Source organism: Rufibacter tibetensis, assembly GCF_001310085.1.
Taxonomy (GTDB): Bacteria; Bacteroidota; Bacteroidia; order Cytophagales; family Hymenobacteraceae; genus Nibribacter; species Nibribacter tibetensis.
In genome coordinates, this window is record NZ_CP012643.1 from 4,632,722 (window position 1) to 4,654,897 (window position 22,176).

Consider the following 22,176-nt stretch of genomic DNA (forward strand, 5'->3'; position numbering starts at 1 on the left):
TTTCGTCTTTCACATCAGCCTACTAGGTATCATGTCGCAGTTTAACGGCTGTAGTCAAAGCCAGTCCGATACAAGCCCAGTAAATTCTTTAACTACAACGCAAGCTTCTGATGGAAGAATAACTGGGGTCATTCCGTACAACACTCAGTGGGCATACCAGTTAGATGCCTCTGACAATAATTTTGATTTATGGTTTGACGGTACTCTGGGAGATGCCCCTGATACCCCCACTTCTTTTGATATGAAAGGGGTAATGGAGACCACAGAGACCATGTTCACTTTTCCTCCCCAGATGGAAGTAGAACTTACCCAAATTAAGTTTTACGATGCTGAAGGCACTTCCTCTACCCCCATGCAGGTGCAGTTATTAATGGCAGATGGAAAGCGAGTGGAGGGCGTGGTACCTAACTTTCACGGGAACCAATACAAAGCTTGGCTCACCCACGACATACCAGCCCAATATCAGAAAGTAAGGGCCGTAATTTTTCAAATGCCTAAGAACCCCATTCATGCTACCAATGAGGGGATCTACCCCAACGAGATCCAATTCATAGGTAGCTATAAAACATACACTCCCAAAACTGCACCTGTTACTCGGGTAGCTTTTAGGAACATGTATGGGGTGAATTCTTTTCCCTGGGATAACACGGGGAAGGAAGAAAACCTATCCTCTCCTTCAACCTCTTCTCAGTTAGCTCGCTTTGAACAAATGGGCTGGAACCGGGCGTATGATGACTGGCACTTGTTTGAAGCCGTGAAAGATGATTACCGGTATGCCCCAACCCACAGTGGCGGCTGGGACCAGGACAGAGGCTTTGGCCGTTTAAAAGAAATGGGGGTGAAATCTATTCAGGCCCTTAAAACCATACCAGCTTGGATTACGGAAACTTACCCTAAATCTCATGTAGACAAGGTTGAATACCGAAACGGTGAAAACGCCTACCACCCGTACAAGGGCAATGTGGCATTTTACAACAACACCTCTTCTTTTCCTGCCAATGGACAGACCAACCCCAAAGACTTTCCCTTCACCTCAAACAAGCCTACTATCTACATCGCAAATGACACCAAGCTATGTTATACCTGGAACGGAAAGGAATATGTCTTAAAAACTACCAATGATGCTGTCAACTACTTAGACGTTTATACCAAAGAAACTGCCACAGACAAACACCCTGTTGGCGAACTCAAAAACCTTTTCAATAAGAACTTAGACCGAGACAGAGCTACCCCGGCCACATACCTGGCCTACGCACAATTAGCTTTCCAGTCTGCCGCCCGATATGGCACCAACAAAAACGTTGATCCTAAACTGGTTCTCACCCCTGACAAAAAAGTAGGGCTTGATTTGTTGGATGGAGTTGAGGCAGGAAACGAACTGAACGCCCATTGGCATGGTAGAAAAAGATACATGAACCCCTATGAGCATGCAGCTTTTCTTTCAGCTTTCTATGATGGCCATAAGGGTACTATGGGACCAAGAGCAGGAGTAAAAAAAGCTGATCCAAACATGAAAGCCTACGTAGGCGGAATAGTTTCTGCCAATACAAGGTTCTACCGGGCTATGATTGATTGGTGCCGTGAAAACCGTGGATACAGAAAAGATGGCACCGTTGATATTCCATGGGATGTAGTAAAGTACCATCAATACACCAATTCTTCTGGACTTGAGCAGCACAGAAATGGCGCCCGGTTTGCTATTCCAGCAGACATGCACAAATCCGCTACTTCCAAAATACAGGAAATCAAGAACCTTCATTATAACCTGGTGGGTAGAACCTTGCCTATTCACATTGGGGAGTTAGGTTATGATGTAGGCCCTTCAGAGCAAGGAGCTGCTGACATCAACAATTCGTCCTCCGGGTACAAGAGCTCCCGGAAACACACCCAGGGAGTCTGGACGTTACGGGATCAACTCACCTATGCCTTCCACGGGGTAGACGGGCTTCAGTTTTATATTCTGGAAGATCCCGTGTACATAGAAGACCCATACTCCTCTAGTTCCATTTACGCTTCCTCAGGGTTCTTTGCCCGTAACTTCGGGAAGTACCCTAAGGAGAAAAGAACGGCGGCCTGGTATTCCAGCCAGTTCCACCGCGAATTTGGGGATTACACTCCGCAGCAGTTAGTGAGCTCCTCTCCTATGGTGCTGAAATCTACCCGGCAGAAAAATGTAATGTATGCGCTTTGGCTACCTACCATGTCTGGAGAAACCAGCACCTACTCCCTGGCTCTACCTGGTGTTTCTTCTATTACCTTGTATACCTTGGTAGATGGGGCAGCCACTATGAAATGCCAGACGATTCCGGTGAAAGGCTCATACTCTGCAAAAATTTCTGAAACCCCCATCTTTGTGAAGGTAAATTAAGAAGCTAAACTGTATGGTTAGTAAGCTAGAAGGTATTGCAGGATGGTTGCACTGTGTCATAGGAAAAGTCTTTTCTATGACACAGTGCAACCTAAATCCCTTGTTGGCTTGAAGTTACTTGTAAAGCCTATTAGAAATGAATAGTTGTTTTATAGCGGGTTTAAAAAACTGCCTCAAAACACCCTTGTAAGGGTATTGCTTCAATGAGTCCGGATGCGTGTTTAGAATCTATTTCAAACTCCTTCTGGTAGCACAATAGAATTATTATTTTGTCGTATAGAGAATTGATATAAAACAGAATATAAAACTTCTATTTAATAGGGGTTTAAAAACCTTTTCCTTCTACCTGAGCTTTAGCTTACCTTCGATGTTTCTTTTTCTTTTTGTCATCTATTCACTGTTCAACTCAGTTGTACTACCTGCTTCTGCAGAGCCCGTCCATTCAGTTATGTCAAATGCTCCAGCTGTTAAAGGAGATTTACAGTGGCTTACGTTAGCACAGGCATTAGAAAAAAGTAAAAAGCAGCCCAGAAAAATAATGGTAGACGTGTACACTGACTGGTGCGGATGGTGCAAGAAAATGGACAAGCAGGTATACCAGAACCCCGAGGTTGTCAGGTTGCTGAACAAGAACTTCTATGTAGTTAAACTCAATGCTGAACAACGGCAGGCCATAACCATTGAAGGAAAAACGTACCGGTACCAGGAAAAATACAAAGCCCATGAATTAGCGCTGGCGCTCTTGAAAGGACAAATGAGTTACCCTTCCACTGTCTTCCTGAATGAAAAACAACAAGTAATGGAGCGGGTACCCGGCTTTATACCACCTAAAGATTTTCTGCGCGCTTTGGCGTATCTTTCGGAAAAATAGCCTCTAAACAGCTTGTTACTCAGGCATAGATAATATTGATACCTTCCATTCTTTCTAAAGATACTATTGTGGCGTTGGCCACTGCCGCAGGTCATGGTGCTATCGCCATCATTCGGCTTTCCGGACCTGAAGCCATTTCTATCCTGCATGGTGTTTTCAAAGGTAAGAACCTTCAGAACCAGCCCTCTCATACCCTCCACTTCGGCACCATACGTGATGGGGAGAAAATCTTGGATGAAGTGGTGGTGTCTTTATTTAAAGCCCCTTCTTCTTACACCAAAGAAGATGTGGTGGAAGTCTCCTGCCATGGTTCTCCTTATATTACCGAGCAGCTTCTAAAGCTTTTCCTGAAGAAAGGTGCCCGTTTAGCCGAGCCCGGAGAATTCACCAAACGTGCCTTCCTCAACGGGCAGTTTGACCTTGCCCAAGCGGAGGCTGTTGCTGATCTAATAGCCTCAGACTCTGCTCTGACGCACCAAGTAGCCATGAAGCAGATGCGGGGTGGTTTTTCTCAGGAAATAAAAGCACTTAGGGCTCAGCTAATTCATTTTGCCTCTATGATCGAGCTGGAGCTGGATTTCAGCGAAGAAGATGTGGAGTTTGCTGACAGAGCAGCGTTGCACCGCCTAATTGCGACTTTACAGCGTCTTATTTCAGACCTTTTACAGTCCTTTGAGATGGGGAACGTGCTTAAAAACGGAGTACCAACGGTGATTGCAGGAAAACCTAATGCCGGCAAGTCAACCCTTCTTAATGCCTTGTTAAACGAGGAAAAAGCCATTGTCTCTGATATACCTGGTACCACCCGTGATGTCATTGAAGACGAAGCCAACATTGGTGGCATCAGGTTCCGGTTCATAGACACGGCAGGTTTACGCGAAACACTGGATAAAGTAGAAGCCATTGGCGTGGCCCGCACCAAAGAACAGTTGCGGAAAGCTGCGCTGGTTCTGTACCTCTTTGACCTTTCCTCCACTTCTCCTGCCCAGCTGCAGGAAGAATTAAAAACTCTTGACTTGCCTCAGGTGCCTTACCTTCTATTAGGCAACAAGAAAGATTTAGCAACCCTGCAGCAACTGGAAGCTTTTTCGGGCTTTGAAAACCTGGTAGTTCTTTCGGCCGGCACCAAAGATGGAATGGAAGAGTTACAACAAACTCTTTTAGAGCAGGTAAACGCAAATGAAGCTATAACAGGTGACCGAACCATCGTGACCAATCTGCGCCACTTCCAAAGCTTGAAGAAAACGGACGATGCGCTACAGGAAGTTATTCAAGGTCTAGACAGTGGCCTAACCAGCGATTGGCTGGCAGCGGACATCAGAAGGTGCTTGTTTTATTTAGGGGAGATCACGGGTGAAATCACGACAGATGACTTGCTTGATAACATCTTCACCAAGTTTTGCATCGGCAAGTAAGCCACTCTAAAAACGCCTTTTTTTTATCGTATAGCACGATTTTAAAGGATTTCAACGGTATACAATACACTTTTAAAGGAAGAATTTGTGACGATTTTGTTACGAATTCTTCCTTTTTGCATTCACACCATGTAGTATGCGAAATGATGTCCACTCCTGTCCACTCCCGTCCATTGCTGACCAGCAAAGACTAAAATAGTCCAAGGACATGAGCAGCAATATTAGGCTAACCCGAAGATGCCATGTGTGTGGTGTTTCATTTGTCGCCAAGACCACAGTTACTAAAAACTGCTCTGACCGCTGTGCCAAAAAAGCTTATAAGCTTAAAATCAAAAATCAAAAGGTTTATGCTTCTGAATCTGAGACAAGCTCTCAAATACCTTATGTAGCAATAGAAATTTCAGCTAAGTCCTACCTCTCAATTAAAGAGGCCGCTTTACTATATGGGGTGTCTGAAAAGACGATTCGAAGAAAGATTGCGAGAAAAGAGATGCCAATAATTAGATTTTCTAAAAGAATTGTATTAATAAAAAAAGAATTTGAGAATTTATTGAGAATTGAAACTTAAGAAACAAAACAAATGCATTTTCAAATACCATAATAGATGAAATCAAATAATAACATTAAACACATCTATTAAAATGAATAAAAATGAATGCACTTTATTAAAGCTTCAAGAACTTCAAATGACTATAAGTATTAAGAAGGATTTATGGGAGACTGCTTTGATAAACCAGGAAGAAGCAGCTTTCCTTTTAGGTATTTCCAAAGAAACGCTAAGAGACAAGGCCACCGAGTATAAACAAATAAGAAACGGTAATAAAATTTACTACGACCCAAAACAACTTAAAAACTCACTAATGAATCCAACCCATAGAAGTTACTTAGGTGAGTCAGATTTGGATTCTGTTTTTAATAGCCACTTATAATTTTTAAAAAGATGAACGTTAAAATAAGAAAAAGAGAAAATAAAAATTTCACCAAGGTTTATGTAGATATCTATTATGGATTTGGAAAAAGAGAATACATTACCGTTGGTAAGCTTTATCCACCAAACAATAACCCTATGGTTATCAAAGCCAATGAAGCAGTTAAAAAACAAGCTATTGAGATAGTTACACAAATTAAGAAAGGAAATAACCCTTACTCCTTCCACTCTACTTCCACCTACACATTAAATTCTGATTTTACTGATTATTTCAAATGTATAGCTGAAAGAAAAAAGGATTCAAGTAGTCAATACATCTCTTCTTATAATCACTTTATGAAATTCATAGGATTTAAAAAGATATCTTTTCAGGACTTGAATAAAGAATTAGTGTCAAGGTTTCAAGACTATCTATTTGATAAAGCATTGTCAAAGAAAAAAATGCCTCTTAGTAATAACACTGCTGTAGCTTACTTTGAAAAGCTTTCAATTGTAATCAATGCATCCATTGAAGAAGAAATAATTGCAAAAAATCCAATATACTCTTTAAAATTAAAGAGAAAATATATTCAGCCTCAACGTAGTTTCTTAACATTGGACGAAATAAAAAGACTTGAGAATCAACCTTTAGGTGAACATGGTGTTCTAAAGCGAGCTTTTTTATTCAGTTGTTATACAGGATTTCGATTTGGAGATATTTTAAAATTGAAAAGAAGCAACATTTATTCTATTGACGGTAGTAAGTACGCATGTTCTTTTAAAATGGAAAAAACTAAAGAACCATTGGTTATACCATTAAATCAAAAAGCTTATAACCTGATTAAAAATGAGCTATCAAAAAAACCAAATGAAAGAATCTTTGAAGGTTTAACATATAGCCAATCTAATGTTATCATTAGCAAGTGGGTGGAAAGCGCAGAAATATATAAGCATATAACCTATCATAATTCTCGACATACCTTTGCATGCAATTTAATCCAGACCAACAGTGATATATTTGAGGTAAAGAATTTGTTAGGACACCAAGACATAAAAACAACTATGGTCTATGCTAAAACTACCAGCGAAAGACTTAGGAGTTCTGTAGAGCGTTTAGATTAACATATATGGTATCGCAGGAGATTTATGTAAATGATAACCTCCTGCGATACCATACGTGTTTTAAGAATTTTCATTTAGCCCAACACATTTATAAATACTATTGCCTCTGGCCGCAAACCTTGACAATTCCTGCCACACCTTAATTTCGAATGACACTTACAGGAGGGGTGCCCTATCTTAGCCTCTTCTTGCAACTCTTATGCAAATGCAGGGGCTGTGTACATTGCGGCAAATTAATCCGTAACCATGATTCAGCTCTTCATCCTTATTCTGGTGCTTCTTCCCATTATCTTGTTTACTGTTTATAAGAGGATGAAAAGCCAACTGGGCACGCTTTCCATGAATGTAGTTTTTGGATTAATCTGCCTTATAACCCTTGTTGTGTGGTTTTACGCCTTTGCCTGGTTGTGTTTCATGTTAACTGCATAAATAGACACCATGACTCAAGCCTCGTTTACAACGGTACTTGCCATTGCCTCCATTGTCTTCCTCGTTTACATGAACCGCTGGATGGTTCATCAGGGATTCCCTAGCCCAGTCAGGCTTAAGGTGTCCGTAATGCTGGCCATTGTTGCGGTACTGGCGTCCTGGGGGCTGATGTGGATGCTGCGTATGTATGTTCTTCACCAGGATGTAAAAAGAGAAAGGGATGCCGATGCCCCTATCAAAGTGGCACTAACATCCCTTTAAGACAGACAGACTGTTTAACTCTTTAGTGGACTATCCCTCCTGTTGGGTCTTCGGTTTTCTACCTCTTTTAGCACCTTTGGCCTTAGTGTTTCCTTCTGGTAACTGGTTAATCAACTCACGCATCTGGGCAAATATACCAAGTACAGACTGTACCTCTTCTACGTTTGCAGCTTGGCGTATTATATCCATCTGCATCTGGTCAATCTTACCTTTTACTAGTTCTCTCATTATGTTTTTAATTAATGTATAAGCTTAAACATTTTTTTTACAGAAGTAAGTTTATTACTGACAATAATAAACAAAACACATCAAGGTAAGTACTTAGTAACAGAATATTATAGTTTCGCCCAGCGATGACTATTCCCTGAGGAACAACCCCACGAACTTGGGCGACTACTACTATACACGACCCCACCACAGCTAGAGCATGAATATGCATCATCACCTGTTTCTCCCAATTTATTCCAACGGTGACTCTTCCCTGAGGAACAACCCCACGAACTTGGGCGTGTATCTTTTTTAATGAATACACCACACTCTGAACACCCGTAATTATCCAGCTTTTGTTTTTTAATTTGTTTTTCCCTGATTTCTTTCTTTGGAAGTGAAGTTTCCCTATTCTCTTCCTTCACTCCGCCCCCACTTAACTTCATTATACCTCCAATAACAATTATACCAAGAACAGCTATGATTATGTATCCGATATACGGTACATTTTCCGCCTCTGAATTCGTTGCAAGATTAGATTCCTGACTATTGACTGGTAAATTATCTAAATTGTCATAGAGGAATTTATTTGCAACATATCCCCTAATACCATTTCCTGTTTCAATTAATGACCACTTTTTATATTCTTCAATAACTCTCACGACATCTCCCGAAATAGCTTCCCCAACTACATTATATTTAGTTCCTACTCCCTCACGGATGTTTAGCCTTTCAGTATTTATTATCTTTGTTATTTCTGAATACCGTGTGCCACCTAAAGAGTTTTCTGTTGAATTATCATCTTCATATGTTGAAGGCGCAAGGGAATCTGAGTATAACTCTTGTCCGAATAATAAAGAATTAGAAAAAAGCAGTAAAGCAAAAGATAACATTATCTTTTTCAACGTTAAATTCTGACTAGAATCTTTTAATACTTTGAAAGCAACAGACATATTTTTATAATTTTAATGCAATAGATAAACACAATCTTTAAATGTAAAAAACCAAATATATGTTTTTTTAATTATAAATAACCATTACACTCATAATCTATTAAAACAGTAAGAGCGGGAATTGGAAAAAAAATTGGGAAGAGAGGCACACTCTATAACAACACAAACAATATTAGCAATACATGAAATGTACTTTTACTTGCTGCCAGTTGTAAATTGTGACAAATATTTATTAGACATCTTTAACGAATCCATTTAGTGTTATCCAATCCCTCAACTTTACCAAGTTCCTGAATCCGTTCTCCACTAAATCAACTTGGGTATCAAAATCTTTTGTTCTATCAACCACGCCTGAGAAAATCCTTATTGAAAAACTCTTACTGTGCCTGACCAGACGAGCACCTTGAGGCAGATTATCACTGAGCCTTGCTTCAAACCCATCTGGGAAACCGTTGAATGTTGCATCCACATTGCCCTGCCTCAGCTTGTGGTAAAAAATAACCCCGTTCAAACCTTCACTATAAAGCATTGGCCAGTCGCTGTTATGGGGAACGATGCTAGGTTCTTTCATCTTAAGGCTAGGGTAAGCAGCCTCCCTGTATGACCAGTAGGCATGCCAGAACTTCTGCACTGGCTCGGAGTTTAATGGCTGATACCCTCTCCTGAGTTTCTCTACTGCAATTTTTAGCAGCTTACTTTTGAAAAGGCTCCGTTTTGTATTTCCCTCTTCAAACCAATTGGCTATTTGCTCATAAGATATGAAAGAATTAAAATCACCCTGGTTTTCACAATACAGTTGCGGTGCAACCAACACACAGAACGCCTCTTGGCAATTGTCATTATCTATATACTTAGCGGCTCTCTCCCTGTATCTACCGTGCTGGTTATCCTGGAAGTTGGCGTCAAGCTTGTTTTCTATAAGAATGTAGATAGTTGATTCAGAAGACTCATAGGAAAAGAGAATGTCTGTCTCTCCTAGCCCGAAAGCAGAGATGCTTCTCCATGCACCTTTGGACTTTGTAAGTTTCGGCAAACCAAGCTCTTGAATAAACCATTCACAGAAGGAGTCGTCAGTGGATAGTTCCTCAAGAAGAAGCATATCCACGTCTCTCTCCTGTATTGATTCAACAGGTAGTATTGTATATTCCATTTCAGCTTTGAGATTGCTTTCTAAGATTTAACAAAAACATGTAGTATGAACTTAGATATTAGAAGTGTTTAGATATTAGCCTTTCCATAATTACAGCCTCCTGCTCCAACTTACTGTTAGTGTAACCTTCCGATAAACACTCAGAAAGGTATTGCTCTAGGAATGGCTGGATTCCACCCAGTCTTTCATACTGCATAGTATGGCAGAGTTCATGCACCACCAGTTTCTTATCATACCAGTGGTCTGCCCTTACATAGATACCGTGCCTGTATGTTATTGCCAAAGTATATTTACCTATAAGCCCCAATACTTCAGCTGCTGACTTAAGCTGTGGATTTTTTGGTGCAGGTATTTCATCAACCTTCAGGAGTCTTACTCTCCCGATGTCTTGCACCCCAATTGACGAAGCAAAGTTTTTGTACTCCCTATCCAGCGGCACCCCGTTTTCTAGGATAAACTTCTCCTGCTGCTCTGCCCATTCACATGCCAGAGGTAACAGCCTTTCAAGCTGCTCGGAACTAATCAACGTTTTTGTCTTGTCCTTCTTGGTGGTGCCTAGTTGCTGTTCAGTATAAGGAAGCCTCTCCAATGTCATCTCCATATTGAAGAGTTTGCTTTGAAAGCCTAAGTTCTGATATAATGCTATGGCCTTTGGGTTATCAGCATGCACAAAGAGCTTGGCTTTCTCTGCCCCATTATTCTTACCCCATTCCATTGCTCTGTTCATGAGCATCTTCCCATATCCCCTACCACCAACGGATTCATCAACCATGATATCTTCTATGTTGCAGTACTTGGTAGAGTTGTATATGGAGCGGTTGGTTTCAATATCAGCGAGGACAAAACCAGCAACTACGCCCTGAACAAGAAGCACGATAAGTGTCGAGCTTGAGGAATCGATATAGTCTACAACTTTCATTGTAAAATAAGATTCCTTATCACCCACTTCTGCGAAGAATTCCTGGTCTAATCCTTGGTGGAACTCCATAGACTTTCCCCACAAATTAACCACCTCGTCTATATGCTCGTAGGTGCCTTCTAAAATCTTATATTCCATTATTGGTCAGCTTTTCATACAAAAAAGATTGAGCCAGGAACCCCCATCTAGTTTGCCATTCACCTATACTTTTGGGCGAGTTATGTTAAAGTTGAAAGATTAGGAAAAATGTTGTTGTTTACCTCATTACAAGGAAGCAGAAGCTAAAAGATGTAAAGAAGTTAAGCAAATTGAATTCTTTATCAATTTATAGCACTTTATAACTAACCGACTTTAGGTTAGTACCTTATTACATGTTTGACTGGATTTCTGATATTAGTTTAAAAAATAAACTTTCTTAGTAAACCGTAGATTTGATTTTAAATTAGAAACTTCAATTAAGGCAGCCAAGGCGGTATCACTATCAAAGCCCCCCATATCTTGCAAGTCAAATATCAGTTCTGCTGATTTAAGATACTTTTCGTTTGCTTCAAATGCATCCTCTATATGCTTCTTCATCAATCCTATATTCCCGAAATCATCCCTTTCCCCAAACTGGCTTAAAGGAAGCACGGTCATATACATTTTAGGGTAAAAGGTGCCCGTTTCATTCATCTGATTTACAGTACTAACTCCCTTTTCAGCTTCTTCTGAGTTTAGTCCTCCATCCATCTGTACGAAAGCACCGCAGGTTGACAAACCTATAGCAGCGGGGCAGACTAAGTGAATCCTCTTGCCAAATAAGTCGTCTGCAAACCCAATACTACCCATATTCCCCTTAAATTTTAATAATTCCATGTTATGTCTAAATGATAGTTTATCTTATAAAAAAGATGATAATGTATTATCGGAAACCTTATTACTTCAATACTTAGCCAAGCTATCTTCCTTTCAGCATTCGGTGAAAGAGCAATAGATTCCTTTACCCTTCTACATTCTATAATAATCAGTTTGTCCGCTTCCAGTGACGTTAAGCCATAAAATTGACATCACAAAAAAACAAACTAACCAAATTACAAAAAACACACCTACTAGCAGTAGATACCCTTTTTCATCATTGTTTGACGTGTTGTTTCCCCCACCGCTTCTAAACATTATCATGATAAATGCGGCTACAGCAAATGATGCATATCCCATATTAGTGCGTTTTATTATTTAATAATTCTTCTGCAAAAATTTTATATTTTATAAAGGCCGTATGCTTTTTATATGAATTTCCATAGCTCGAGTCAACCGTTCCATCAAAAAAGTTTTTCACTAATATGCGTATTGAAGTAGCACCAAGATAAAAACAGAAGGAAGCCTTGAGTTAAAGACTGATTAAATTTACTTATCTAAAATATTATCTATCTGATTATGTATATCGTACTCTTGCCAACTACCAAATTCACTAAATTTATTAAAATGTTTGAATGCTAGCTTTGGCAATGAAAAGCCGACATTTCTTAACTCTCCATTTGGGTCTGAAATCAAATATTTGTTCCAATCAGACCAGGTAGATATACCAAACATATTTTCTCCTTGTCCATCAAAAAATCCTTTGCCTATTTCTTCAACTGTCCAATCGTTATTCTTTAATATGTATTCATCACCCTCCTTATTCAAGAATCTGTAATCAAAAATATCATACTTATTTCCACTGTAGCTAGTAGTATGCGTTCTTGAGAACTTCTTCTCTATAAAAAAAAGGCACGGATTTTTAGCAGCTTTTCCAAAATCCAGATATTCAGAGATAAGAAAGGGCTCGAGTGATGTTACAGCTTGGTAGATAGTTTTCTTTGTCATTATTAAATAATTATTATATAAAAGATTTATTTTCATAAATATAATATTATAATACAAATTATAGATATTATATAATAAAAAAAATATTTTAATATAAATATATTTTCACATGAGTTTGAAATTAATTATCACATTCCAAGGGAGGTCACCAATACGGTTTAACTTGGTACTGCAAGCAGTTGTTTCTGCCTTGTTATTCAGCATGGTACGGATACAGTGACAAGCCCTGTATATACTCTGGACTTACCTTACAGCCAAAGCCGTGGAACAAAGGATTGCTGCACATTAAAAAACCAAATTGACAAGATAACACAGGTAAACTTCAATAGCGTGCTAATGAACTGGTACAGGGATGGGCAGGACTATATCAACTGGCATACGGATGCGGAGAAGTCCTTAGGTAAGAACCCAATTATCGGTTCCGTTAATTTTGGGGCCACACGCAAGTTCCAGCTCCGAAGAATTGATGATAACAATGAGAAGATAGAAATGCCCTTTAGCCACGGTACGCTTTTGGTCATGGGCGGAGAGACGCAGCACCGATGGCAGCATTCCGTACCTAAGGAAAGCAAGGTAAAGCAGGCAAGATTTAACCTAACATTCAGGGTTATCACATCAGATTTATAGATACCACATTTTGTTGAAGTTGTGATAAATAGGATATACCCACCTTATTTCTCAGATTATTCGGTATTTAGAACACAATGTTTCCAAATATTTTCCTAATCACAATCTTCCTTGCCATCGCATTCCTGGTCTTTATGAACCGCTGGATGGTTCGTCAGGTTTTCCCCAGCGCAGTCAGGCTAAGAGTGTCAGTGATGCTGGCAATTGTAGCGGTGCTGGCGTCTTGGGGGCTAATATGGGTTCTACGCCAGTATGCTGAACATCAGAATGAGAAGAATAAAAGGGATGCCCATACCAAAATAGCGGCATCAGCATCCCTTTATAACAGACGGATTGTTTGACTCTTTAGTGGACTATCCCTCCTGCTGTTCTTTATTTTTAAAACCTGCCTTTCTCCCCCTTTTAGCACCTTTGGCCTTAGTCGTTCCTTCTGGTAATTGGTTGGTCAATTCACGCATCTGAGCAAAGATTCCCAGTACAGCCTGTACCTCTTCCACATTGGTTGCCGAGCGGATGATGGACATCTGTAATTTGTCTATCTCGGACTTTACTAATTCTCTCATTGTGTTTTAATTTTGTTAATGGGTGTAAAGATAGGTACGTTATATTTGATATGCATCATTTAACATGGGCAGTGATTTTGCTTATAATACACAATTAATAAAAACACACATAATCGCATTAACGCCTTTTAGCTGTTGTTACTTTTTACATACAAATTCAAATCATCAAACATATCTTTCAAAGTATTGTATATCGAAAAAGCATCTTGATTGCAGATATTGATTTCTCCTTCTAAGTAACGTGCTTTGTTTCTTAACTGAGACAACTTATTAAATAATCTTCTTCTATTAATCTCAAATTCTGATTCCGAATTCTTGAACCTGAGGTTGAATGCAGATTTGATACCTCTATGGTCTGACTTAATCTTGATATGTTGATTTGCTTCAACAAGTAAATTAGTTTTAGCTAACAGTTCAATTGTACTGAATGAATTGTCAATAAATGCTGATAAGTAATCATTTTCAAGGGCATACTTACTTGTCTTCAGAAATTCTTCTGCAACGATTAAATGCTCAGCGCAGATATGCTTATTATATTGGAAGTCAAATGAAAGCTGATAACCATCTCGGAATAGAATCAAAGTTGCATGACCGCAGTTTTTAAATTGCTCTTCGTTAAGACGAACATGCTCTACATCACTCGTAAATGGCCAAAAGTTGTCTATACTTTTGTTAACCCCAGGTTTTAACTTTACTTCAGCAGATACTTCATTATTCAACCTCACCAAATTTTGCCTTCCATCAGGAAAAAAGACAGCCTGGGCGGCTTGCAACGCAAACTCATTACCTAAAATATTGAGTTCCTTCCTTCGGGTTATTTCTGGAGTAAAGAACAAGTCCATAAAACTCTGGTAAACATTGTTACCAAAATCATCATCAACGGCTTCTTTCATGTTCATTATATAATAGACGCAAATTGACGGTGCCAGGGAGTCCGATAAAGCTTGTGGTTAGACACTTCTCTGCACTTGCTTTTTTGCACTTATTGAAAATCTGAGATATTAATTTCTTCGGGGCTTTTCTCAACTAGCTTTCCATTAAATCGTTCAATGAATTCTGCTGTCCGTTTAGAAGGATAAGGGTCAACCACGTAAACTGGTTTGTTATTGAAGTCAAACTTTTGTTCAATTAAATTATTCACTTCTGAATCACCACATCCATAACCTATTGTTATCAATCGTTCCGAAACTTCAAGATTGTTCTCGAAGTGAGTAAAAACCTTTTCATAATACCAAGGCTCTCTATATCTCAATATCTTTGATGTTGTACCTGAGAGGAAATCAGAGTGATAATTTATCCAATCATTTAAATATGCTGGTTCTCCATCTTTGTTGATTTCCTTGTACAAACTATTATTCCCTACCCCGTATTTGATTTTTATATAAGTCTCAATCCCATAATCTTGTATGTGGAAAGGATATTGGTCTACACTGCCATGAAGTTTGTATAGCCTGTATTTTCCTTTGTACTCATTTGTAAAATAAGGTAATCTCACTTTATATCCTTCCTGGAAATCCCCAAAATAAGGAGACCCAAGTTCTTCGAAGCCATCGCAAAGGTTACCCTGGAGCCAATCTGAACTATCAAATATTTCAAAGAAGATGTCATGGTTTAATGTGTGGATGTGAACAGCGTCATCGGTTCCCCAATATTCTAGGCAATCTAAGAATCCTGTATAACCAGGATAAATTGGCTTGCACAGATGTACAGGTTTGTAAAATCTATTCCCATCTCTATCAACTAAAAAATGGGTAATCAGTTGGTTAAAGATTTTGTTTGTTAGACTTAGTAAATTAAGGTTGTCTGTATCTGAATGGAACTCTTCCCTGAATGAATCACAAAAAGCATCAAACTCCTTTACCTCTTTTTCTTCTCTATATATTTCATTGTAAAAATCATAGAACTCTTCATAGTTGAATTTTTTTTTTGTCAACTCTACGTAAAAACCTATCAACCTTGTAATAAAATATTTTCCTTTCGCATAGCTGTCATACCAACAAGGGTCTTCTTCATCTCTGCTTTTAAATAAAACAGTTCCATCAGTATAAATCCAAAAGTCTTCGGGATGCAGGTTTACAAGTTCTCTGTTTAACTGATTTGCTGTAGGATAACCTTGGTTTACGGAAAATCCAGCACCTAACAATAAAGATGTTTGATTCATTTTCTTAAATTTTGCAAATCGTCTAGTGTAAAACACTGGCAAGTATGACTACCTAAGCTGGCGTCAAGCTGTTGTTACGCGGCTTTTTTCTTATCCTATATCTGACTCTTCATTTTTTTTTTCTCAAGACATGCTTTTACTCTTTTAGTTTCATGTCCATCAATCATAGCAAATATTACTACTTCTTTAATTTTAAATTCTTCAGAATCCGCAGCTAACAAAGCGAACCAGATGCCGTCTTCATAGTCGTTGTGCCAAGTCGTTACAATTGTGTGATTGGGCAAGTAAGTTTTCTCAATTTCTGCATATCTAAAACTAATTTCCTCGTCCACTAAATCATGCGCCAATTCTGCTTGATTTCCAATGGCGCAAACATATCCGACATCTTTGGCTATTATCTTTGAAATCACCTCGTCAATGTATCTTCTGGGCATGTCATTTGCCACAAGAATACAGAGCCAGTCCTTATTAGGGAGTTGGTCTGACCAGTTATTTTCTGTACTGTATTCTACTAGTTTAACTAATCGATTATTTATGATTCCTTCCAAATTAATCCTTTAAATGCCACGTAACATTATGAGTTTAAGAAGTTCTTGCATTTAAATACAATAATTAATTAAACCACAAAAGGAAAAGAGTGATTTATAGTTGAATGGTTATCTCCAACCACAATTTCAAAAACACACTGTTGTGCTTTCGTCTTAAAAAGCATAATCTTGAAAAGGAGCAGCATCCGTCCTTAAAGCACTCCAGTCGAAGTTATACATTTCTTGCTCAGTCCAAGATTGAGGTAAAATGATGCTAAACAATGTATTTTCAGACGATAGCTCATTAGTGTCATCGTCAGAATGGAACCCCATGTTCGGCTGATATTGCGTAAAAATAAAATTATGAAATTGAGCAAAAACCACTGAAAATACTGCTCCAAGCGCATTTAAAAGATTTCCTAAAGACGCCCTTGCAAATTCATCGTGCCTATTGTGCTTAACTGAGTTATAATCCTGATACCAGGATAAAGAATGTCCAGCAGCCCATTCTGAGAAAGGATTTATTTCTTTTTTCCCATTACCCCAAATGTTTATGAATAGTCTATACTCGCTAAGACGAGTTGCAGCATTGATTTTGTAATAGTCTGTCACGTTCCAATTACCTGTTCTTGCGTAACCGTTGGCACTAAGTATCTTCTTAGAATTCAATTCAAACTCCGTTGCTGCCCTTAAGAATAATTTATACACCCGATAGGAGTAAGTCCTAAGGTTTGCATCTGATGGTTCAATAAATTCAAAAAGGTGTACTACATCTTTTTCTAAGATATGGTAAGCCCTTATTATCTCAAACCTGTCACTTGCATACCTATCGTCTGCTATATAATTTGATTGGGAATTGTATCCAATGGTATAAAGGTCGGGCAGTGAAAAAGGTCTAATAATTCTTTTATATGGTTGAGATTGTTTCATATAATAACGCACTAATATTGTATATATGGAGTAACTCAGTTTATTGGTACTTTGGTTAAAGGTATCACCAGCCTTAACAAGCCTTGGATTAAGTGGCTATGTGCTAGTTTATCCTCAGTTATCAAAGCTGCTTTAATGTTCAATATAGCTATATACCTGAATCTTACTTCTTCTTTCCCTCATTTTATTTCCTCAACTATATAAAAGCTGAGTATCAATCCATTTTATGGTGCTTTTAAGAACCTTATCAGGAAAATAACGACACGAACAATATTGACAATAATAAAAATATGACCTTCAGCAAGGCCCCCAAATCTGCCACCTATAAAAAATAAATCAGGCGTGGAATAGATTAAAAAAAGAAACTCTACTCATTTCATCCGTAGATAAAACAAAAAGGTTTTCTGGTGTATAACTGGTATAAAAATAAAAAATACACCATGACACCAAGCAACGAAGAATATTTAACAGACAGCGAGTACGATGAAATTGTGCTATGGAGCAGGAACCACGGCTACACACTTGACATGTTTGAACTATACCTCAACATCATCTCTTTAAAGTCAAGGGATAAGGAACACAGAAGAGAGGGCGAACCAGAAAAGGGTTATCCCCTTTGGGTACAGGCGATGGTACTCGAAGAGGTTTATGTGGAGCGGAATAAAGTGGAAGAGCGGAGCAGGAAGATTGCGGAGTTTCTCAGTGATTCCTTGGACACGGCCTTCGTGGACAGCCTTGACATAGACAGCCTTTTCGGGGAGTAGGGCTGCCTTTTAGGTGTCTTATGTGACAGAGTTCTCAACTAGAAGACTTTACCAGTATTCGGTTTACTAATGCCTGAAGAATAAATAAAGTTGGTATCACAACAATCCAATTGAATAATGCCCATGCAAACTGAGGCATACCACAGCTTAAGTCTGTTGTTTGGGGATTCAGGTATTCATCTACTTCAAATGTAAGAAAGGGATAAGGCAGAAAGAACACAAGGTAAACCAAGTAAGTAACCCCAGTCTTAGGGAGGTTCGTTTTACCAATCACCAGGTAGGTGGTCAGTGGAACAAGAAGGTAAGGAAGGAACAACAGTATAGTTCTCAATGTCTACAATTACCTATTTTCATTCTTCAAACATCATTTGCCTTGGTGAAAACAAGGTGCCAAGGACGTCGGCCGTAGCATGGCTTATGCACAATGTTGGCAAGAGTTATTTTCTTTTTCTTAAGTAACCGAATAGACCAGCAATTAGGAAACCAGCTCCAATAAAATAGTCATCTTTCGAAGACGCAATATCTCTCTCAATTTCAAGAACTTTATTTTTGTCTAAGTAAGTATTTCCTTCCACTTCGATTGAGGTAACTTGAATATTCTTTTTTGAATCAAGACTCTCAACTGATTTGCTTGGAATAGTAAATTTTATCTTGTCTCCTAGATTAATATTACTCAAAAAGTTCTTTCTGTTAAAAATATTCAAGTAGTCGGCCTTAATTTGAAAGGTATTTCTATGATTGTCAGTCCAGATGTAATATTCGTGAGTGAAATTCTTAAAACCTGTGTTATCCTTGAATGAGTGTTTTTCATAGGCCCCTTCTATCTCAACCAAGTCCTTTGGAGAGGTTATACTCTCTCTATTTAATCCTATGTAGAGAAAGTAAGTAAATGCAGATATGCCAACGAGTAGTGCCAAATGCCCTTCATTTAAGAATCTCTTCATTTTCTCTTCTTTCTTACTCATTAATTATTGCCAACGGTTAGGCTAAACGGCGGGCGAGGCCGTCGGCCGAAGACTGGCGTTTAGGTGTTGTTGTGCTGCGATTTTCTTCCTTTTAATAGCCAAAAGCCTAATACAATTATGTTAAAGAAGGCAATTACCCATGGAAATGCAGCCATGTAATCCGTTTGACAAGGTGGGCAGAAAGTGTTTGGTAAACAAGGTTCGCATTCTAAGCTTGCTTTATCGAAGAAGTATTTGCCAGCTAAGACTAAGTTTCCAATAAGCCAAATAATTGATAATTGAGAAGTTTTAAGGCCCATCAAAGTAGTTCTTGAATAGGAGTTTACTTTTTAGAAATTCTATTTACTACAGAAGCAAGCTTTTCATTCTTCAAGCCATTAACTTTTTCCATGAACTCTTGCTCATACTCACTAGCTGTTTTACTTGGGTCATATTTCTCAAACAAAATCGCTTGGTTCATTTACAGAGTTTTTAATAAAGCCTGGTTTTCAATCTCAATTTCAAGAACAGCCGAAAGCATTTCCGATAAACTAGAATCATGTGAGTTTATGTTTTTTTTCGAATGCTTCTAAATCCATTGTTTTTAAATTTGAATTGTAGCACAACGTCTAGGCTAAACGGCTGCGACAGCCGTCGGCTGGAGATGGCGTTTAACTGTTGTTGTACCTAGTTTTTTATCCACTCCAAATCTAAAACATCACGTAATCTATTCAGACTTGAATTGGATAGAAACTTAAATGCGATTCCAATAAAAGCATATCTTATCATCAATACTTGTAATACAGCAGTTAAAATAAAGTTGGCTGAGAAATCTTCTGCTCGGCTAACTGCCATTGAAGCTACTGCGATTATTGGAAAGCAAAGAATTATGCTCAACAAAACTTTAAAAACTTTATGGATTTCAACCTTCACATGTCCTTCATTAGTATTTATTTCTCCTGTCAAAACACAGAAAGCCCCTCTTCCAAATGCCGAAGAAATTATCTTGAATTTATTTCCACTAATCATTCCGCGGAATGACTTGTCGGTAACTTGGGAGGTTAAACTTTCAGATTTTTCAGTTCTCCGCATCAATAGATTCAATGTTTCTGCTTGTGATTCGATTAATCTGAATCCTTGATTCTTTAATGGGAATATGTTCATTTCTAAAATTAGGTACAACGTCTGTGCTATAGTGCGTTTTAATGCACTATAGGTGTGGTTAGCGGGAGTATTATTTACTGGATGTGGTAAAGTCAATTAGATAAGGTTTTAGCGCTATTCCGTTTTTGCTTCTAAAATTACTCCCTATTACTAATTGATAATGATGGTTAGGCTTAAGCTCTACCTCAAAAGAGACTGATTTTTTATCCTGTGAGAATCCATTGAATTTTTTAACTCGCATTATATTGCCCATTCCCAAGGGACCAAGCTCGAAGTTCCTGTGACGGTCATCCATTTCGGTTGAGAACTCAACAGTGATGGTGGTAAGGCTTGGACTCACTTTCCTGTCCTTGCTTTTGAACTGTGAAATTCTGGTTACGGTTGGTCTACTCTTTTCAAACTTCTTTTCAAGTTCTGCCACTGAACTAGTAAAGTAGCCTGACCTGTCAACGAACCTGCTTAACTCTGTTTCAATGCCGTAATCCAACTCAATCATTTCCTTGAGAGCAAGCTTTTTATCGTGGGCCTGCTGATAGTATTTCTCACAAATAGCAAACCCAACATAATACCCCAGGTCTCTGGTGTTAAATTCGTTACTGTTGTTGTTGTAGAACCAAAAGCCTGTGTGCAGGTTGTGCATTTCTTCAGAGAACCTTTCTCTGACCCTGTCTTCGTTTTCCTTTCCATAGCTTATCGCAGGCAACGTAGATGTTAGCCCTGTGGCAGTAACAGCCACAAATTCAGCCACTCCTTCAAAAACGGTTTGCGCTAGTAGATTTGTCCTTTCTGTAGTTTTTTGCTGTGTGTGGACGTACTCATGGATATTTGTGAAAACAACAATATCTATTGGGTCGCTTTTAAAATGGGAGGTGAGATTTCCTGATGTACTAGGAAACTCCCTTGTGACCACATTTCTATCAGCCAAAGCAATTTCACTTCCTATAAGCACCTTATCTTCCAAGAAAGTGCCGCCAGTCTCCAGTGCCCCGATGGTAAAAAAAATACTTGCAGGCTTCAAGTCAGGATAAATTACCCTTAGTTTACTGACCTCTGTTTCAATTTCTTTGGCGAAGCTGTTTGCCTTGAGTGTATTTTCCCTGATGGAATTCCAGAACAGCGGGTATTGGTTTATGGCATCAACGTAGGATTTGGCGGTGTAGCCTTTGACCTTCATGATAGCCCTGAGGCCTGGCGAGCCTTTTTCTATGAACAGTTTATTTATATACCCATACTGGCTGGCGCTGTCTTCCGTTGCCGTTATGCTGTCATAGGCTTGCCAGAAATTCCCTATGTCAACGGTGACTATATTTAAGTTGCCCTGGCTGAAAGCCTTTGTAAAAGTTAAAAGGAAAATAACTGCAACTATGATGGCTTTCATTATCATGCCTTGATTGAGTATTGAATAGATTCTCTTTTGATATTACCACCAACTTACTGGACTAAACGGTGGCGTAGCTAACGTTTAGGCGTGGTTATAACATCTTTATTCTTCTTTTCACTTATGGCAGCCCACACAAACCTGCCAGTTACAAGTAAAACCAGTACAATGCCCCACTTAACGTTTTCGAAGTTGTGTTCATTCTCCTGCACATTCGCTTCTTCCAAGCTTAATAAGGTATGGTCTTTTGTCTGAAGTCCATATACCTGTGGTTGCTTTCTCCATTTAAGAAAGAAGTTTAATATGTTGTCCAGTGTACTGCTTGAAGTGCTTCTTTGCAATTCCGAATCTTTTACTTTCAGTTCGACCTTTGCTTCGTTTCTAAGTTGACTAACTACTTGTGAAGGGTTTATGGCACCATAAGAATTGTTTGCTATCCTAAATGTTGTTTGATACTCTTTAAGCGTAAGATACATTATCGGCTCACTATGCCTTCCAGCCGTTGTTGCTTCTATTAAGCTATCTACATGACCCCTTATTTCAACTAGCTCTTCTTCTTTGACGGCAATGTTGCCTTCTTCCTTCCATACCCAATAAGGTAATGCAATGAAAAAGACGGAAAATAAAGAAATGAATACTACTATAATCTTAATTTCTTTCTTCTTCAATTTATT

General features: G+C 38.7%; 25 protein-coding genes. 9 read left to right on the forward strand and 16 right to left on the reverse strand.

Annotated features, from left to right (window positions below; genetic code table 11):
* Positions 1–31: 31 nt before the first annotated feature.
* The 7 genes from DC20_RS18970 to DC20_RS19005 all read left to right on the forward strand — a co-directional run bounded on the left by DC20_RS18970 (position 32) and on the right by DC20_RS19005 (position 7,373).
* Positions 32–2,368, forward strand: coding sequence for a hypothetical protein (locus tag DC20_RS18970; protein ID WP_157593258.1), 2,337 nt, complete (start codon positions 32–34; stop codon positions 2,366–2,368).
* 448 nt (positions 2,369–2,816) lie between these two features.
* A complete protein-coding gene (locus DC20_RS18975) occupies positions 2,817–3,239 on the forward strand; it encodes a thioredoxin family protein (protein WP_062545273.1) in 423 nt (140 codons plus the stop codon).
* A gap of 35 nt (positions 3,240–3,274) precedes the next feature.
* Positions 3,275–4,654 carry a tRNA uridine-5-carboxymethylaminomethyl(34) synthesis GTPase MnmE gene (mnmE, locus tag DC20_RS18980; protein ID WP_062545274.1) on the forward strand — a complete coding sequence of 460 codons (1,380 nt, stop codon included), beginning with the start codon at positions 3,275–3,277 and terminating at the stop codon, positions 4,652–4,654.
* Positions 4,655–4,862: 208 nt separating this feature from the next.
* The gene (locus tag DC20_RS18985) at positions 4,863–5,222 is read left to right on the forward strand and encodes a helix-turn-helix domain-containing protein (RefSeq protein WP_062545275.1); all 360 of its coding nucleotides are present in this window, start codon (positions 4,863–4,865) and stop codon (positions 5,220–5,222) included.
* Between the two features lie 73 nt (positions 5,223–5,295).
* Entirely contained in the window at positions 5,296–5,583 is a 288-nt protein-coding gene (locus tag DC20_RS18990; protein ID WP_062545276.1) for a hypothetical protein, read from the forward strand.
* Between the two features lie 11 nt (positions 5,584–5,594).
* A complete protein-coding gene (locus tag DC20_RS18995; protein WP_062545277.1) occupies positions 5,595–6,683 on the forward strand; it encodes a tyrosine-type recombinase/integrase in 1,089 nt (362 codons plus the stop codon).
* A gap of 438 nt (positions 6,684–7,121) precedes the next feature.
* Positions 7,122–7,373: a hypothetical protein gene (locus DC20_RS19005; RefSeq protein ID WP_062545279.1), complete on the forward strand. Its 252-nt coding sequence runs from the start codon at positions 7,122–7,124 to the stop codon at positions 7,371–7,373.
* Positions 7,374–7,403: 30 nt separating this feature from the next.
* On the opposite strand, the gene DC20_RS19010 is transcribed toward DC20_RS19005, so the two are convergent.
* From DC20_RS19010 to DC20_RS19040, 6 genes are all read right to left on the reverse strand, one after another.
* The gene (locus DC20_RS19010) at positions 7,404–7,601 is read right to left on the reverse strand and encodes a hypothetical protein (RefSeq protein ID WP_062545280.1); all 198 of its coding nucleotides are present in this window, start codon (positions 7,599–7,601) and stop codon (positions 7,404–7,406) included.
* A gap of 107 nt (positions 7,602–7,708) precedes the next feature.
* A complete protein-coding gene (locus tag DC20_RS19015; RefSeq protein ID WP_062545281.1) occupies positions 7,709–8,533 on the reverse strand; it encodes an SH3 domain-containing protein in 825 nt (274 codons plus the stop codon).
* A 232-nt stretch (positions 8,534–8,765) separates the two neighbouring features.
* Positions 8,766–9,683 (reverse strand): PD-(D/E)XK nuclease family protein, encoded by a 918-nt coding sequence (locus tag DC20_RS19020; protein WP_062545282.1) that lies wholly within the window; start codon positions 9,681–9,683, stop codon positions 8,766–8,768.
* Positions 9,684–9,741: 58 nt separating this feature from the next.
* Positions 9,742–10,740, reverse strand: a complete 999-nt coding sequence (locus DC20_RS22695; protein ID WP_062545283.1) for a GNAT family N-acetyltransferase — start codon at positions 10,738–10,740, stop codon at positions 9,742–9,744.
* A gap of 255 nt (positions 10,741–10,995) precedes the next feature.
* Positions 10,996–11,457 carry a hypothetical protein gene (locus DC20_RS19030; RefSeq protein ID WP_062545284.1) on the reverse strand — a complete coding sequence of 154 codons (462 nt, stop codon included), beginning with the start codon at positions 11,455–11,457 and terminating at the stop codon, positions 10,996–10,998.
* 528 nt (positions 11,458–11,985) lie between these two features.
* Entirely contained in the window at positions 11,986–12,480 is a 495-nt protein-coding gene (locus DC20_RS19040) for a hypothetical protein (RefSeq protein ID WP_157593260.1), read from the reverse strand.
* 300 nt (positions 12,481–12,780) lie between these two features.
* Between DC20_RS19040 and DC20_RS23470 the strand changes: the two genes are divergently transcribed.
* Complete coding sequence (locus tag DC20_RS23470) at positions 12,781–13,071, forward strand: alpha-ketoglutarate-dependent dioxygenase AlkB family protein (RefSeq protein ID WP_062545287.1); 291 nt, start codon at positions 12,781–12,783, stop codon at positions 13,069–13,071.
* A 353-nt stretch (positions 13,072–13,424) separates the two neighbouring features.
* On the opposite strand, the gene DC20_RS19055 is transcribed toward DC20_RS23470, so the two are convergent.
* From DC20_RS19055 to DC20_RS19075, 5 genes are all read right to left on the reverse strand, one after another.
* On the reverse strand, positions 13,425–13,634 hold the full coding sequence (locus DC20_RS19055) for a hypothetical protein (RefSeq protein WP_062545289.1): 210 nt from the start codon (positions 13,632–13,634) through the stop codon (positions 13,425–13,427).
* 128 nt (positions 13,635–13,762) lie between these two features.
* Positions 13,763–14,527 (reverse strand): HEPN domain-containing protein, encoded by a 765-nt coding sequence (locus DC20_RS19060; protein WP_169788205.1) that lies wholly within the window; start codon positions 14,525–14,527, stop codon positions 13,763–13,765.
* 89 nt (positions 14,528–14,616) lie between these two features.
* Positions 14,617–15,795, reverse strand: coding sequence for an SIR2 family protein (locus tag DC20_RS19065; RefSeq protein WP_062545291.1), 1,179 nt, complete (start codon positions 15,793–15,795; stop codon positions 14,617–14,619).
* Positions 15,796–15,890: 95 nt separating this feature from the next.
* On the reverse strand, positions 15,891–16,343 hold the full coding sequence (locus tag DC20_RS19070) for a DUF7684 family protein (protein WP_062545292.1): 453 nt from the start codon (positions 16,341–16,343) through the stop codon (positions 15,891–15,893).
* 153 nt (positions 16,344–16,496) lie between these two features.
* On the reverse strand, positions 16,497–17,252 hold the full coding sequence (locus DC20_RS19075) for a hypothetical protein (protein ID WP_062545293.1): 756 nt from the start codon (positions 17,250–17,252) through the stop codon (positions 16,497–16,499).
* A gap of 440 nt (positions 17,253–17,692) precedes the next feature.
* On the opposite strand from DC20_RS19075, the gene DC20_RS19080 reads away from it, so the two are divergent.
* Positions 17,693–18,016 (forward strand): hypothetical protein, encoded by a 324-nt coding sequence (locus DC20_RS19080; protein WP_062545294.1) that lies wholly within the window; start codon positions 17,693–17,695, stop codon positions 18,014–18,016.
* Positions 18,017–18,453: 437 nt separating this feature from the next.
* Here the strand turns inward: DC20_RS19080 and DC20_RS19090 are convergent, their stop codons facing one another.
* The 5 genes from DC20_RS19090 to DC20_RS19105 form a co-directional block, all read right to left on the reverse strand.
* Entirely contained in the window at positions 18,454–18,981 is a 528-nt protein-coding gene (locus tag DC20_RS19090) for a hypothetical protein (RefSeq protein WP_062545296.1), read from the reverse strand.
* A gap of 322 nt (positions 18,982–19,303) precedes the next feature.
* Positions 19,304–19,441, reverse strand: coding sequence for a hypothetical protein (locus DC20_RS22950; RefSeq protein WP_157593261.1), 138 nt, complete (start codon positions 19,439–19,441; stop codon positions 19,304–19,306).
* A gap of 206 nt (positions 19,442–19,647) precedes the next feature.
* The gene (locus DC20_RS19095) at positions 19,648–20,124 is read right to left on the reverse strand and encodes a hypothetical protein (protein ID WP_157593263.1); all 477 of its coding nucleotides are present in this window, start codon (positions 20,122–20,124) and stop codon (positions 19,648–19,650) included.
* 70 nt (positions 20,125–20,194) lie between these two features.
* A complete protein-coding gene (locus DC20_RS19100) occupies positions 20,195–21,502 on the reverse strand; it encodes a hypothetical protein (protein WP_157593264.1) in 1,308 nt (435 codons plus the stop codon).
* A gap of 77 nt (positions 21,503–21,579) precedes the next feature.
* Positions 21,580–22,170, reverse strand: a complete 591-nt coding sequence (locus DC20_RS19105; protein WP_062545299.1) for a hypothetical protein — start codon at positions 22,168–22,170, stop codon at positions 21,580–21,582.
* Positions 22,171–22,176 lie beyond the last annotated feature (6 nt).